Annotated in this window: 12 protein-coding genes, 1 tRNA gene and 1 pseudogene; 3 read left to right on the top strand and 11 right to left on the bottom strand. The window is 58.5% G+C overall.

Features of this window, described 5'->3' with window-relative positions; all coding sequences use genetic code 11:
- Positions 1-176: 176 nt before the first annotated feature.
- From BLT47_RS05290 to dcd, 9 genes are all read right to left on the bottom strand, one after another.
- Positions 177-794, bottom strand: a complete 618-nt coding sequence (locus BLT47_RS05290; RefSeq protein ID WP_176764484.1) for a hypothetical protein — start codon at positions 792-794, stop codon at positions 177-179.
- 176 nt (positions 795-970) lie between these two features.
- On the bottom strand, positions 971-2149 hold the full coding sequence (locus tag BLT47_RS05285) for a hypothetical protein (protein WP_143021777.1): 1179 nt from the start codon (positions 2147-2149) through the stop codon (positions 971-973).
- A 525-nt stretch (positions 2150-2674) separates the two neighbouring features.
- Positions 2675-3052, bottom strand: coding sequence for a monovalent cation/H(+) antiporter subunit G (gene mnhG / locus BLT47_RS05280; RefSeq protein WP_049620038.1), 378 nt, complete (start codon positions 3050-3052; stop codon positions 2675-2677).
- Entirely contained in the window at positions 3049-3669 is a 621-nt protein-coding gene (locus tag BLT47_RS05275; RefSeq protein WP_074662477.1) for a monovalent cation/H+ antiporter complex subunit F, read from the bottom strand. The genes mnhG and BLT47_RS05275 overlap by 4 nt, the downstream gene beginning before the upstream one ends.
- A complete protein-coding gene (locus BLT47_RS05270) occupies positions 3666-4301 on the bottom strand; it encodes a Na+/H+ antiporter subunit E (RefSeq protein ID WP_049620040.1) in 636 nt (211 codons plus the stop codon). Before BLT47_RS05270 ends, BLT47_RS05275 begins: the two co-directional genes overlap by 4 nt.
- A complete protein-coding gene (locus BLT47_RS05265) occupies positions 4298-5992 on the bottom strand; it encodes a Na+/H+ antiporter subunit D (RefSeq protein WP_074662474.1) in 1695 nt (564 codons plus the stop codon). The genes BLT47_RS05270 and BLT47_RS05265 overlap by 4 nt, the downstream gene beginning before the upstream one ends.
- Entirely contained in the window at positions 5989-6537 is a 549-nt protein-coding gene (locus BLT47_RS05260; RefSeq protein WP_065415078.1) for a Na(+)/H(+) antiporter subunit C, read from the bottom strand. The genes BLT47_RS05265 and BLT47_RS05260 overlap by 4 nt, the downstream gene beginning before the upstream one ends.
- Positions 6530-9709 carry a Na+/H+ antiporter subunit A gene (locus BLT47_RS05255; RefSeq protein WP_083330090.1) on the bottom strand — a complete coding sequence of 1060 codons (3180 nt, stop codon included), beginning with the start codon at positions 9707-9709 and terminating at the stop codon, positions 6530-6532. The genes BLT47_RS05260 and BLT47_RS05255 overlap by 8 nt, the downstream gene beginning before the upstream one ends.
- A 369-nt stretch (positions 9710-10078) precedes the next feature.
- Positions 10079-10678: a dCTP deaminase gene (dcd, locus tag BLT47_RS05250; RefSeq protein WP_049620042.1), complete on the bottom strand. Its 600-nt coding sequence runs from the start codon at positions 10676-10678 to the stop codon at positions 10079-10081.
- A gap of 308 nt (positions 10679-10986) precedes the next feature.
- Here dcd and BLT47_RS05245 point away from each other — a divergent pair.
- Positions 10987-11060: transfer RNA gene (locus tag BLT47_RS05245), tRNA-Gly, on the top strand.
- A gap of 385 nt (positions 11061-11445) precedes the next feature.
- Here the strand turns inward: BLT47_RS05245 and BLT47_RS05240 are convergent.
- Both BLT47_RS05240 and BLT47_RS09550 read right to left on the bottom strand, forming a co-directional pair.
- Complete coding sequence (locus tag BLT47_RS05240) at positions 11446-11931, bottom strand: Abi family protein (RefSeq protein ID WP_065415079.1); 486 nt, start codon at positions 11929-11931, stop codon at positions 11446-11448.
- Positions 11932-12284: 353 nt separating this feature from the next.
- Positions 12285-12524, bottom strand: coding sequence for a hypothetical protein (locus BLT47_RS09550; RefSeq protein ID WP_049620044.1), 240 nt, complete (start codon positions 12522-12524; stop codon positions 12285-12287).
- Positions 12525-12757: 233 nt separating this feature from the next.
- On the opposite strand from BLT47_RS09550, the gene BLT47_RS05230 reads away from it, so the two are divergent.
- Together BLT47_RS05230 and BLT47_RS09715 are read left to right on the top strand one after the other, a co-directional pair.
- Positions 12758-13171, top strand: coding sequence for a hypothetical protein (locus BLT47_RS05230; RefSeq protein ID WP_049620045.1), 414 nt, complete (start codon positions 12758-12760; stop codon positions 13169-13171).
- A gap of 23 nt (positions 13172-13194) precedes the next feature.
- Positions 13195-13465 (top strand): annotated as a pseudogene (locus tag BLT47_RS09715) (hypothetical protein); the annotation flags it as partial.

The raw sequence follows: 13465 nt of genomic DNA, 5'->3' as shown, positions 1-13465 counted from the left end.
ACTTAAAACTACCGCGTTCCCAGCCACAGTTCACCTGCCAGCCTGGAAATTCTTTCCCAGCTGGCAGGTGCAATCTGCCGGATAGTTTTCTTTACCCACCCGCGAAACCTAAGCAGACCGCTTCTTATACGTATCGCTGCTGTTTGTACTTGGTGAGTGTTCGGGCTGAGCTGGTGCTATTTGGTAGCTGGCCGGTCCGGGCGGGTCGGGCGTTCCGGGCCAACGTGCCGGGCACGAATGCGTAGCTTGCGCCCCTCGCGTTCATTCCTCCGATTTACCGCCCGCAAGGCCAGCAAGGAGGCGATGAGGGCAATAATGCCTACCGCGCCTAAAATAAATTGCCACACCGGAACGCCTGCGCCGCCCGCATCAGCACTATCCTTACTACCAATGATGGTGCCGGGCGCAGATATTTTTTCCTCACCAGAATTAGGGGCCGCGGTATCGCAAACTTCGTCTGTAAGTTCCAAATTTTCCCAGGTAAGGGTGCGTACGATCCGCGTTTCATCTCCAGCGGTGAGAATAACGTTGATCGGATTATCCGGAGTGATAGTAACCGTGCCTGAAACTACTTGCCCGTTTTGTTCATAGTGGATCCCGGAAACTTCCGGGAGTACAACTTGATCCTCATCTTTTCCGCAGGAGTCCACAAGTCCAAGGGAAAGCGGGAAGGAGTCAGTTGTAGCGGCCGGTTGGGATGGCCCTGGATTGGGATCGGCCTGCGCGCTGTGCGGCAGAAAACTTGCCGCCACCAAGATAAGCGTGACAAACAAGCCTGCTATGAGTGTGCCCACGCGCATGAAACTCTTGCTGCCAATAATTCTTCCCCGGTCAGAACGGGAAGCAGTAACACTGGAGCTAAAGGACCCATTTATAAAACACAAAGTGCATTTCCTTCTGTCAAAAAATGCCGGCCCCGATCCTAAGATCAGGGCCGGCATTCTCGCACTAATTTAGAAGATATTAGGCATTACTTCTTGCGGCGGGAGTAAGCGAAGGCGCTCACACCAATCGCAGAGAGCAACGCGGCCGCACCGGCGAAACCAGCGATATCCGCACCGGTCTTCACCAGCTTCTTCTTGGCGTCAGCCTTCGGCTTGGAAACCTTGGGATCAGCCTTCTTCTCAACCTTCTTATCGGTCTTGGCCGGTTCCTTTACGGCGTCCTTAGCCGGATCCTTCACTTCGTCAGCCGGGGCTTGAGTTTCCTCAGCAGACGGAGCGGTGCCCTCTTCAGTGGGGCCCTCTTCGGTCGTACCTTCAGTCTGTTCAGACTGGTCCGCATCGCACGCGAAGAAGTGACCCCATACCGGTTCTTCTTCCACGGAAGCAAGCTTGTAACCAGGATCAGCCTTGGCCTTTACCAGGAATTCGCCGCCGCAAGCGCCAACAGCAAGTTCCTGACCATGCCAATCCGGATTCACCTTGGTCCAGCCTTCAGCACCCGGAGCCTTGAACCAGTAGTTGACGTGGTCAACCTTGGCAACCCGGAAGGTGTCATTTTCCACGCCCGGCTTGTCGGTGAACCAAACAACAACATCGCCATCAACCGGAATCAGCTTCGGAGCAGCGAGGGTCCAGGTGTGCTCCTTGATCGGAGCGCCATTGGTGGGGGTGTAACCGAAGTTGGCGTCATTGGTAATAACACCCTTGACTACAACATCACCCTCACCAACGGAGTAACCGTCCTTGTCACCGCTCTTGATCGTGAAGGCTTTACCGGTAAAGGGCTTAACCGTGTACTCAATTTCGACACCTTCGATGGAAGGAACCCGAATGTCGCGGTTTACACCGTCCGTGGTGACGGTAGGCATAGCCTCGTTAAGGCCAACAGTTACAGGCTTCTTAGCTTCCTGCTTCTTTTCTTCGGCGTTCGCCTTATCCAACTGAGAACGGTCAACTCCGAGCGTCCAGGTAGCTTCCTTCACCGGTGCTCCGTTGGTCGGAGCCAGGTAGAAGTACTCTTCACCCTGAATAACGGCCTTGACTACAACACTGTTGGCTTCGCCCAGCGAATAACCACTCGGATCACCATCCGTGATGGTGAATTTCGCGCCAGTATCAGTCATGACGGTGTAGACAATCTCCGCATTTTCAATGTTCGGCACCTTGATGTCCATATTCGGAGCATTGACCACAACGGTCGGCATGGCGGCGTTTTCATTAATCTGATCGCCAGGCGCTGCAAACGCAGCCGGAGCGTTAGCTCCAAAAGCGAGTGCTACAGCGGCAATAGCGCTGAGCCCCCCCCCTGCAAGCGTGGCGATCTTACCCTTCACGTTCTTCGACATGTTCCCTCCTTGATTGAGACGGGTAAGTCCAATGCAAATAGAGCTTAGCAACTATCTTCAAGCCTGGGCTATGGTGCGCGAAATGGCGGACCAGCGGGAAAAGGTCGGGCCTTAAGTCCTCGGGGGGGGGGGTACTGTAGCATTTCCAAAACTTCCCCAGCCACCTCGTTGAATGCCATTACTATTTAACCTCGGAAACTGTTCGAGGTACGCTTTATTAGCACGATTTATAACGTACAATTTCGCGGTACGCTCACATACACCGTGACGCACTGCGCATTATCCCTTAGGTTTTGTTTCCCACTTCGTGACACGAAAAGTGGCCGGCTTATTCGGCCGGCCACTTAGAAATACATTTTCCCAACCGGGAAGCAGCATCGTTTTTTATTTCCCGTCCGTCTCAGTTTCGTGTTCGTGGCGGAAACGCATATCTTCACGCAGTTCGTCGATCGTCATATTTTCGGTGTCTACCCGCCCGGTGCGATATCCGGTACGCGAGAGCATGTGGGCGGAGATCGGCGAGGTCATGAGTTGAAACATGATCACCAGGATCAGCGTCCACGTTACAGAAACATCTCGCACGAAGAAAATAGCACCAATCAGGCACAAAATTAGCGATAGCACCTGCGGCTTAGTAGAAATATGGAGCCGGGCCATCATTTCGTCATAGCGAAACATGCCGATAGAGGCCACCAAAGTTAGGGAACAGCCCGCGATCAAAAAGAGCGCGCCGACCACATCCCACACAATATTCCAGGTCATTTTGCGTCCTCTCCGTGCGTTCCTTGGGAGCCTTCACTTCCTCGCGCTCCCGGCGTTCCTGGGGCACCTTCGCTTCCTCGCGCTCCCGGCGCTCCTGGGGCCCCTTCGCTTCCTCGCGTTCCTTGGCTGTCACGCGATCCCCGCGCGCCTCGTGTTCCGTGCGTTCCTTGGGTTCCCGGTTTGCTCGCAGCTTCCCCGCTCCCACTTTCGGCGCTTACCGGCACGTAGTCCGTGGCGGCGTCGTCAATATCTGGGTTGTGGGCCGGGGCGGCATCTTCGGCTTCCGGGTTGTAGGTGCCGGTTTCTGCGGCTTGCGCGGCCTGTTCTTTGCGAAGCTCGCGCGGATCTACCGGGTCGAGGGGCCGGGTGAAGCGCGCTACGGTTACGGATCCGAGGAAGCCCACCACGGCGACGACGATAAACACCGCCAACAGATCCGTCCGCCGCGTGAGGCTGGCCAGCAGGGCAATGGCGCTCATCATGATGGAAGCCATGACGTCTAGCGAGTTTACGCGGTCGAGCGCGGTGGGGCCTTTTTGGATCCGTACCAGTACCAAAAGCGCGGAAATGAACAGCATCACCGCGCAGATCCCGATTACGATCGTCAGTGCATTCATGCGGCCTCCTCGGAAGAATCAGGGGCGAAGGGCGTGGGAAGGCGCCCGGCCTTCGGGGAGGCACCAGGCACGAAGCCCGCGGCCACGAGTTCCCGGCCGGAAGCTAGCGCGCGCAACACTCGTTCTTCGAGGTCGAGTACAGATTTGTGCGCGGCGGAAACGCCTCCCGCAAGTTCGACGTCGAACACGTGCACGTACAGGGTGCCCGTATCGGCATCGGTATCAATCACCAGGGAGCCGGGCACCAGGGTGGACATGCAGGAGGTGAGGAACAGGTAAAGATCGGACTGGGAACGTAGGCGTACGCGGATCACGGCGCCGCGCGGTTCTTTCCGCTTGAAAATGAACCAGGCCATTTGGGTGGAGGCCACCACAAGGTCTTTGAAAAAGATGGCGAAGAGGCGTATCAAAGCGCGCGGGCGGAAACGGGCGTCGTAATCGGTGGCGGGGAATGGGGATATTTCGGTTACCAAAAGCGCGAGCGCGAAACCGGCCACTACGTTGCCGGCGCTCACCTCGCCCCACAGTAGGACCCACACCATGGTTAGCCATACCAAAAGGCCGAGCGAGGCCTTGGGGAATCTCCCGCCGCTGCGGGTGGCGATACGGATCGCTTCACTTGCTCTACTCATCGCGTTTCACCTCCGTTGGACGCGGTAGTCGGCGCCGGGCTGGGCGTGCTGCGCGGCGTTTTGCTGGGTTTACCGGTGGGGCCACTTTGGGTGGGTTCATCCCCGAAGGGGAATTTCACCGAGGGGGTGGCGCCCGGTTCGGGTGTGGGCACGGGATCTTTTTCGGCCACTTCCGGAGAGATTCCCGAGCCTCGTTTATAGTCTGGTAAGACGGCCGAAATATACGGGGTGCGTTGCAGTAGTTCGGTGGCGGCGCCGTCAGTAAAACTGCGAATCGGGGCCGCGCAAACGGTAATTGCGAGCATGAGCGCTACCAGCCCGGAAGCGGTGGCCACCATACCGCCCGGGTAGGCGCGGTCGGGCAGTTCTTCCGGTGCTTCTTGCCAGAAGGCCATATTCCACACCCGGATCACCGCATACAAGGTAAGGAGCGAGGTGATCAGCCCGGCGGCGATTAGTGCGTAGTCGAGCCCGGTGGCCCGTTCCGCGGAGGCTTCAATAAGCCCGATTTTGCCGAGGAATCCGGAGAATGGTGGGATTCCGCCCAGGGATATGGCGGGCAGGAAGTAGAGAACCGCTACCACCGGAGCTGCCTTCATGATCGAACCGAGTTTCACCAACGACGTCGTGCCTGCTACCCAGCCGATCAAACCGACCACCAAGAACAGTGCTGTTTGCACCACGATGTGGTGGATGGCGTAAAAGATCGTGGAGGAAAGCCCGGCGGCGTTACCAATGGAAACTCCCCAAATGAGGTAACCGATGTGGGAAACCAGGGTGAAGGAGAGGAGGCGTTTAGCGTTTTCTTGGGCGATGGCGCCGAGGATTCCCACCACCATGGTGACGATCGCGAAAACGCCGAGCACGGTATCGAGTTTTCCGCCGGGGAAGAGCAGGAACTGGGTGCGAATAATCGCGTACACCCCCACTTTGGTGAGCAGGCCCGCAAATACGGCGGTCACCGGCCCGGAAGCAGTGGGATACGAATCCGGCAGCCAGGCGGAAAGCGGGAAGATCGCGGCTTTCAGGCCGAAAGCTACCAGGAACATGACTTGCAAAATTAGGCGTATCCCGGGATCGATTTCGGGCAGTTTTATGGCGAGGTCCGCCATGTTTACGGTACCTACGGCCGCGTACGTCATTCCCAAGCCGGCCAGGAAAATCATGGAGGAAACGAGGGAGACGATCACGTACACCGAACCGGAACGCATCCGTTCCGAAGTGCCGCCCATGGTGAGGAGCACGAAGGAAGCGGTGAGCAACATTTCGAAGCCCACGTACATATTGAAAAGGTCACCGGTAAGGAAAGCGTCGGAAACACCGGCGGAAAGGATCATGAATGCCGGGTAGTAGACGGCGGTGGGGGCGCCGCGTTCGCCGTCTGCCACGCCCTGGAAAATCGAGTAGATAAGTACCAGAAGGGTGACGGCCACCGAGGTGGCGAGCATGATCGTCGAAAGCCGGTCTGCTACCAGAGAGATACCTACCGGGGCGGCCCAGTTGCCGACGTCGAGCACCACCGGACCATCTGCTGAGCAAATGAGCAAAATAATCGAGGTGACCAAGACAATGCTCATTATGGCCACGGACGTCCAGGCTTGGGCATTGCGCCGGCGCCCCAAAACGAGGAGCACGCCCGCCGCAAATAGCGGTAGGACGATCGGCAAAGGGAGAAGTAACGCTACGTTCATCGCCGCCCTTCCGTGCCGCGGGTTGCATCCGGATTAGAAATAACGCCTTGCCGGCGCACCCACCGGCGCACCACGCGGCCAGCGGGTTTGAAGAAACTTTCCGAACCTTCGGTTTCGTCCCGGAACTCTTCAGAAGTTTGTTCCAGATCGGTACCGGCCTCGGACCTTTCGTCTACGTGCCCGCTGATTTCGGAGCGCAGGGCGATGGCGCGATCTTCTACGTCGTCACGCACTTCGTCGTTATCCCGCAACTGCCAAGTGCGGTAGGCCATGGCGGCCAGGAAGCCCGTGGTGGCCAAGGTAATCACGATCGAGGTGAGCATCATGGCCATCACCAGCGGATCCGACCACGAATCTGGTTGGCTTTGCTCCACGAAAGGCGGGTTACCGGCCCGCCCACCCGCGATGAGGAACATAATATTCACCCCGTTGCCCAGGCAGGAAATGCCGAGTACCACGCGGGTGAGCGAACGCTCCATAAGCAGGTAGACACCAACCGCGACCAGCACGCCGCACATAATGACGAGAGTAAGTGAACTAGTCACGGTTTCCTCCTGTTTCGCTGGGGGTGGGTTCGGTGGGCGCGTTACCGTTCGCGGTTGCCGTAGCGGTCGCCTTCGCGGGCGTGCCGCCAGCGCTACCGTTCGCGCCGCTACCTTTCGCGCGGGATGGGAGCGGCGAGTAGGTGCCCATGGTTTTGGCGCGCTGCCGCGCTTCTTCGTGTGATTGCATTTCTTCGCGCAGGTCTCGCCGGGAATCGGCGGCCGGTACCAGCCGCGGTTCGGTTGGCAAGAGCCCGGCTTCGCGTTCGCCGTGCCTGTCAATTTCGGCGCCCAAGGAACGCAAGATTTCGTGCACGAGCCCGAGCACCACCAGGTAGACCCCGGTATCGAAAACTAGTGCGGTAGTGAAATGTACGTCCCCGAAGATCGGGATGTTTAGGTCTACGCGCGCAGTTTGCAGGGGCGTGCCACCCAGCACGATCGGGGCCAGGCAGGCCAGGGTGGCAAGTGCCAGGCCAAAGCCCGTCAAATGCGCGGGCAGTACTGGCAAGCTCACGCCGAGTTCGAATCTGCCGCCGGCCAAGTATCGCAATACCAGGGCGATACCGGCCAGCAGTCCGCCCGCAAATCCGCCGCCGGGCAGATTATGCCCGGAGAACAGGAAGAATAGGGAAACAATAATGATCGAATGGAATACCACGCGGGTGCCGATCTGTAACATGATCGGCCGGCTGGTGACGCCCGGGCGCCGGTCTGAAGCCAACCAGCGCCGACCCCTCCCCTCTTTCCGTTCGTTTTCGTCCCGGCGGAGCGCGTGCATCAGGTAGCTTTGCGGATCGCGGGCCATTTCTTCTTGCTGTTGCTTCCGGTTTTCGTTGTAAAGGCCCAGTACGTTACGGAGCCGATCGGTACCGCCGGCGCGGTCCCTAATAAAGAGGAGGGAAGCAATGCCGACGGCGGCTGCCACGATCACGGAAATTTCGCCCATGGTATCCCACGCGCGAATATCCACCAGCGTCACATTCACGATGTTTTTGCCGTAGCCGAAGCTGAAACCTTCCGCCGCGAAATTCTGCGAAACCGGGGCGTGGATGCGCGCGCCGGCCATGAGCATGGCCAGGCCGGCAAAGAGCACGCCTACTAATACTGACAAAGCGATGCGGCGCACCTGGAACCGGTGGCGGCGTCGGGAAGAAAAATAGATCGGCATGCGGCGCAAAACCAACACGAATACCACGAGGGTAAGGGTTTCGGAAAGCACCTGGGTGAGTGCCAAATCCGGGGCACCATACAGTTCGTAGGTGAGGGCCACCGCGTACCCGGCCACGCCCATGAGGATCACGGCCTTCAGGCGGTGGCGGGCCCGGGCCGCCAAAATGGCGCCCCCGCAACCCACGATTGCTACCAGGGCTTGCACTGAGCCATCCCACGCCCGCACGCCTTCCGGCAAAATTGGCGCTCCCACCGCGATCGCTACCAGCAGGCCGATCACGAGGGTCCAGAAAATCGTTTGTACATAGCCGGGCAGGGAACCGGTTTGGGTGCGGGAGGTGACGATCGTCGAGCCGCGTTCCAGCGAGGAAATAATCCGGTGGTAAATGCTTTCCATGGAAAGCGGGAAGCGGTGCGCGCGGCCCCACGCCGTCCACCGTTCCCGCACCGCAAAGATCGCAATCCCGGCGGCAATAATGGCGAGAGTCAGCACAAACGGCCCGGTAATACCGCTCCACAAATGTAGTTCGCCGTACGAACCGGCCGGCACGTACTGGTCGATATGTACGGAAAGGAATTTATTGAGCGGCTCGGTGGCCAAGCCGGCTACCAGCCCGAGCAGGGAAAGCACCGCAACGGGTATCACCATAACGTAGGAAGCGTGCCGCACCGGCGTCGGCGCTACGCCCGGTTTGCTCATAAACGCACCCCACCAAAAACGCAGACCATAGGCCACGGTGAGGGCCGAACCGGCGGCGATGCCGAGAAGCACGAGCGTATCTGCCAGCGTGCCGCCCCACAGGTGGGTGAGGGCGGCTTCTTTGGCCACGAAAGCGGCAAAGGGTGGCAGGCCCATCATGGACATATCTGCCAGCGCCGCACAAATCGCCACCTTCGGCATTTGCTTACCCACGCCGGAAAGTTCGCGCAGGTCACGCGTGCCGGTGCATACGTCCACAACCCCCACGGAAAGAAATAGTGCGGATTTGAATAGCGAGTGGCCGAGCAGAAGCATCATCCCGGCAAGTAGCATCGTCGGTTCGCCGTAACCCACGAAAAGCATGATGAGCCCCAGCTGGGAAACCGTGCCGAAAGCGATTACCAGTTTGATATCGGTTTGTTTGAGGGCCCGGTAGCCGCCCAGGAGCAAGGTAACGACGCCGGTTATCGTGACCAACCAATGCCACACCGGGTTACTCGCAAACCCGGGGGCGAAGCGTGCCACCAAGTAAACGCCGGCTTTCACCATGGAAGCGGCGTGCAAATACGCCGAAACCGGGGTGGGTGCGGCCATGGCCGCGGGTAGCCAGAAGTGGAAAGGTATGAGCGCCGATTTGGAAAGCGCGCCCAACAGTAGGAGCACAATGGCCGCGGTGATGAGGCCCGGCTGTTGCGGGGCGAGGCGGCCAGTTTGCGCGGCTTCAATTAGGGCCGCCGCGGAATAAGATCCACCTTCGGCCTCCCCCAAAATCGCAATGCCCGCAAGCATGGCGAGCCCGCCAAAAGTAGTGACCACGAGGGCCTGCACGGCGGCGCGGCGCGAAGAAGCACGGTCGGAATAGTGGCCGATAAGCAGGAAGGAACAAATGGTGGTGAGTTCCCAATACACGTATAGGGCCAGCGTGTTATCCGTGGTTACCAGGCCGAGCATAGCGCCCGCGAAGGCGAGGAAAATCGCACCGAACCGCCCCAGATAGGAAGCTTCCCGGCTGAAATAGCGTGCCGAGTAGAACAGCACCACCCCGCCCACTCCGGAAGCAATGAGCGCGAGCACGAGGGAAAGGACGTCGATCCGAATGTCTAAGTTGAGCCCGATTTGCGGGATCCACGGGATGTCTACGGTATAAAAATCGCCGCGGGCAGTACGGGGAATGAGCGTGAGAAGCCAAATGAACGCAGCACTCGGAATGAGTGAGAGCGCCGCAAAGCCTCCCCTCCCGCGGCTCATGATCAGCGGCGCGCACAGGGCACCTAAGAAAAATAGCGGAAGTAGAACTGGCATGGCCCTCCCAGTGCGTACATGGTGTGCGGTTTTATATGCGCTTTGCGTGCGGTTTTAGTGTTTTCGGTGTGCGGTGCTCCCAGGTGGTAGCGGAGCAAATTACCGTACCATTTTATGTGCAGAGCGCTTTGAAAGCCATAGTGTGTGAGAAGAAAAGGGTCCGGTAATTAGCTGGTAATTAGGCCGGAGCGTAACGTTAGGTGCACGTGCGGGACGCCGCGGAAGTTGCCCCGCCGCGGCGAATGTTTCTAGGACAACGTTAGGTGCACGTGCGGGACGCCGGCACCCGGGAGCGCCGCGCTACGTTAGTACCGCGCTACGTCAGTACCGCGCTATGTTAGTACCGCGCTACGTTACTACCGCGTTACGTTAGGCGGGGTCGAGCGGGTGGTTGCCGACGTCGATCCGGTGGAAATTAAGGTACGAACGCGAGGCGGTGGGGCCGCGCTGACCTTGGTACCGCGAACCTTCCGCACCGGCGCCGTACGGGCGGCGGGCTGGAGACGATAGCTGGAAGAAGCAGAGTTGGCCGACCTTCATGCCCGGGTAGAGGCGGATCGGCATCGTGGCGGTGTTAGACAGTTCGAGGGTCACGTGCCCGGAAAAACCGGGGTCGATGAACCCGGCGGTGGAGTGAGTGAGCAGCCCGAGCCGGCCCAGGGAGGATTTACCTTCCAAACGGGAGGCGACGCCGGGGCCGAGCGTTACTTGTTCGTAAGTAGAGCCGAGCACAAACTCTCCGGGGTGGAGCACGAAATCCCCATCGGCCGGCACTTCCACCAGCCGCGTGAGCTCTTCCTGCGGTTCGGCAGGGTCGATCACCGGATAGCGGTGGTTATCGAAAAGCCGGATAAAACGGTCCAAGTGAATATCAATGGACGAGGGCTGCACCATCTTCGGATCCCAAGGATCCAAAGTAATCTCGCCCGCCTTCACGTACTCGTAAATATCAACGTCAGACAGTAGCACGCCTTCGATTCTGGCACATTTAGGCCGTTTGTGGCCGCACGTTTCGAGGTGCGGGCGCGGCGTGTGCGGGCTGGGTGCGCGGGATGCGGGTTGGGCGCGCTGGACGTGGGCACTGGATTGCGCAAGACGACGGCGCGCGGAACGTGGGCGTAGGGCGTGCGCAACTACATTTTGCTCATTGGGCGGCGAACCGGTACACTCTTATCCCAGCGCGAGCTTTTAGCTGCGGCAGTAAGTTTCGATGGCTTTAGTGGCTATTCGAGCTGGGCAGCGGTTTTAGCTCGTTGCTCGTTGCAGTTTTACTGCTTGCGGGTGTAGTTCATCGGTAGAACGGCAGCTTCCCAAGCTGCAGAGGCGGGTTCGATTCCCGTCACCCGCTCCACTATGACGTCGCATTTGATAAGGCCGGGGTTGCGTTTAGCGAGTATGCCCTAAGGGGCCTAGATCTCGGCAAGCGTCGGCGAGTTCGTGTTTTCCCTAGTCAGAGCGTTGGCGGGTTGAGCGACGGCTAGTTACGGGCATGAAAATGCCCGCCTCATATGAGGCGGGCTCAGCTATGCGGAACAGTTCTACAGGTCGATGGTGATCCTGCGCCCGTCGCGGAAGAAGAACTCAATGGCCTCTCCCCCTGACGATGGCGTGGTCGATCAAGGCTGTCCACTGGGTTGGCTGGAACGCGCTAATCGGTGCGCTTGAGAGTTGGTCGTATGCCGTGAGCAAGGCCTTGTGTTTGACTTGGCGCTCGTTGATCTGCGTCTCCAGGTTCGTCAATCGGTTGGTGGCGTGGTTGTAGTCGGCCTCGATGCGTTTGATCTGTTTGGTGTACTCGTCTTGGTCGGTAGCAACATGCTGTCAGTAGCGCCCTTAGTGCGCTTTGAAGGATTGCTCGCGGTGGCATTGAGCTTCGATGCATCGAGATGAATCAGGGGGTCAAGTGCCCCGAGGTGGTAGCCCAGCAATGAACGGATCGCTAGCTCTATGGGAGCAAGGTTCGCAAAAACCGCGTGACGCAATCGAGCATCGAAGTCGTAGAGCGCGAGGACAAGATCGAGGGTGGCGCCGTCCTTGAAAACATCGAGTGCCGTACGTGTTTGGGGATCTACTTGATGCATCGAGTGCCAGTAACCCGATAACCGATAATAGTTATGTGTGCGCAGAACTTCGGCAGCATGAGCCGGATCGTCGATGCCTAATCCTCGTGACTGGAGGATGCTGACCTGTTCTTCATAGCTCTTGAACGGCTTTGTCCCCATGCGGCCTCGTGAAGATAGAAAGAGACCGGCCCTGGACTCCCGAGATGGGCAGCGGAACCGGTCGTGTTGACATCCATGATAGCACACTGATGCCGAGCACGCACTAGGTCACGATTGCGCCAGAGGCCTGGCCTCTCTGTTCCGATAGGACACCCTCGGCACATGATGACCGGCTCTGACCACATCCGAAGACGTGGCGAGCCGGTACTGGTAGGACCAGATTAGTACGTAACTGCTACGGGAGCCAAAAAGCACGCAGCCATCAAGCGTCAGAGTGCTCCAATACTCCAATTTTCCAGCTTCCTCATGCCCCTCCACGTGTTGAACTGCTCCCCATTAGTTGGACTGAGAAATCAGACACCTAGCGGGGTGAGCTGAGCGCGGATAGCGCGCCGGGGCTCATCCCCGCCTGCGCGGGGAGCACTAATCACGCCATATCGATCTGCCCACCAAATAAGGCTGTCGAACGCAATCTCATGAATGTCGAAGCATTCACCGAGTTGCTCGATGCGAGCTTCGATATGGACGTAGTGGACGACATCACCCTCCACGGTTTCCAAAAACCCTGCCGCCGCCAAAAACCATAGGGACATGATCACGCACGACCCGTACCGGCAGGTTGTCTTCAGAGATCCAGAACAATGGCGCGACCCGATGTTTCTCCTCCGACCCGTAGGGCAGGCACTGACGCGAGCGGCGCGCCCCGACGTCGATACGATCCGGGACCGGACCCACCCCAACCGTCACGCAGGGCGCGAATCATCCATAGGTCCGATTCCCTTCGTCTATGAGCTACGTAGAATTGGTTGCAGTATAGGAGGCAGACATGCGATTGAGCTCGTACCCTGATCTGGCATCGCGCGCGTTGACGCTTGCGCTACTCATTGGTGGTGGGTTCGCCACCGGCCTTGGGGTGGAGGCAGTCAGCGGACACTCGGGCTTATCGCTCTGGTTTCTTGCTGTGGCCTGCGTGATCTACGTGGCGGCTTACCTGGGTGTGCGTCCCCTTGCCACAACGGTGACGGGTGCGTGTGGCTTTGCACTTGATGCCGTGATGAGCGTTCCTCTGGGGTTGTTGTTCGCGGCGAAAGAGCTCGTGCTCCCCATCACCGAATGGGGATGGTCGATGTTCTTTAATGGTGTCTTCATCGGCCTCTTCATCATCTTTCTTTCGGACTACTTCTATCGCCGCCACCCACGAAAGAACGACGACGCCGTCCCAAACAACCCAAAATCCTAGCCAACCCAGCCCTTTTTAGAGCCGTGAAAAACAAACTCGCTAAACACTGGAGCCCGGAACAAATATCTGCTTGGCTCACGCGCACTTTCCCGGATAATAAGGCTATGCATGCCTGCCACGAAACGATCTACCAAGCCATCTACGTGCAAGCCAAAGGCTCCCTCAAACTCGAAGTCACACGCGCCCTACGCACCGGCCGTGAAGTGCCCCGGGTTTTGTTCCTAGGCATTTGCCTTGATTTCCATTCTCTCGTGATTTGGGTTGCTAGTCCAAAACTCTTCTTCTACTTCTGCC

This window comes from Actinobaculum suis, from assembly GCF_900102025.1.
GTDB classification, from domain to species: domain Bacteria; phylum Actinomycetota; class Actinomycetes; order Actinomycetales; family Actinomycetaceae; genus Actinobaculum; species Actinobaculum suis.
The sequence above is the reverse complement of the archived record's forward strand: the minus strand, read 5'-3'. Positions and strand labels throughout refer to the sequence as shown.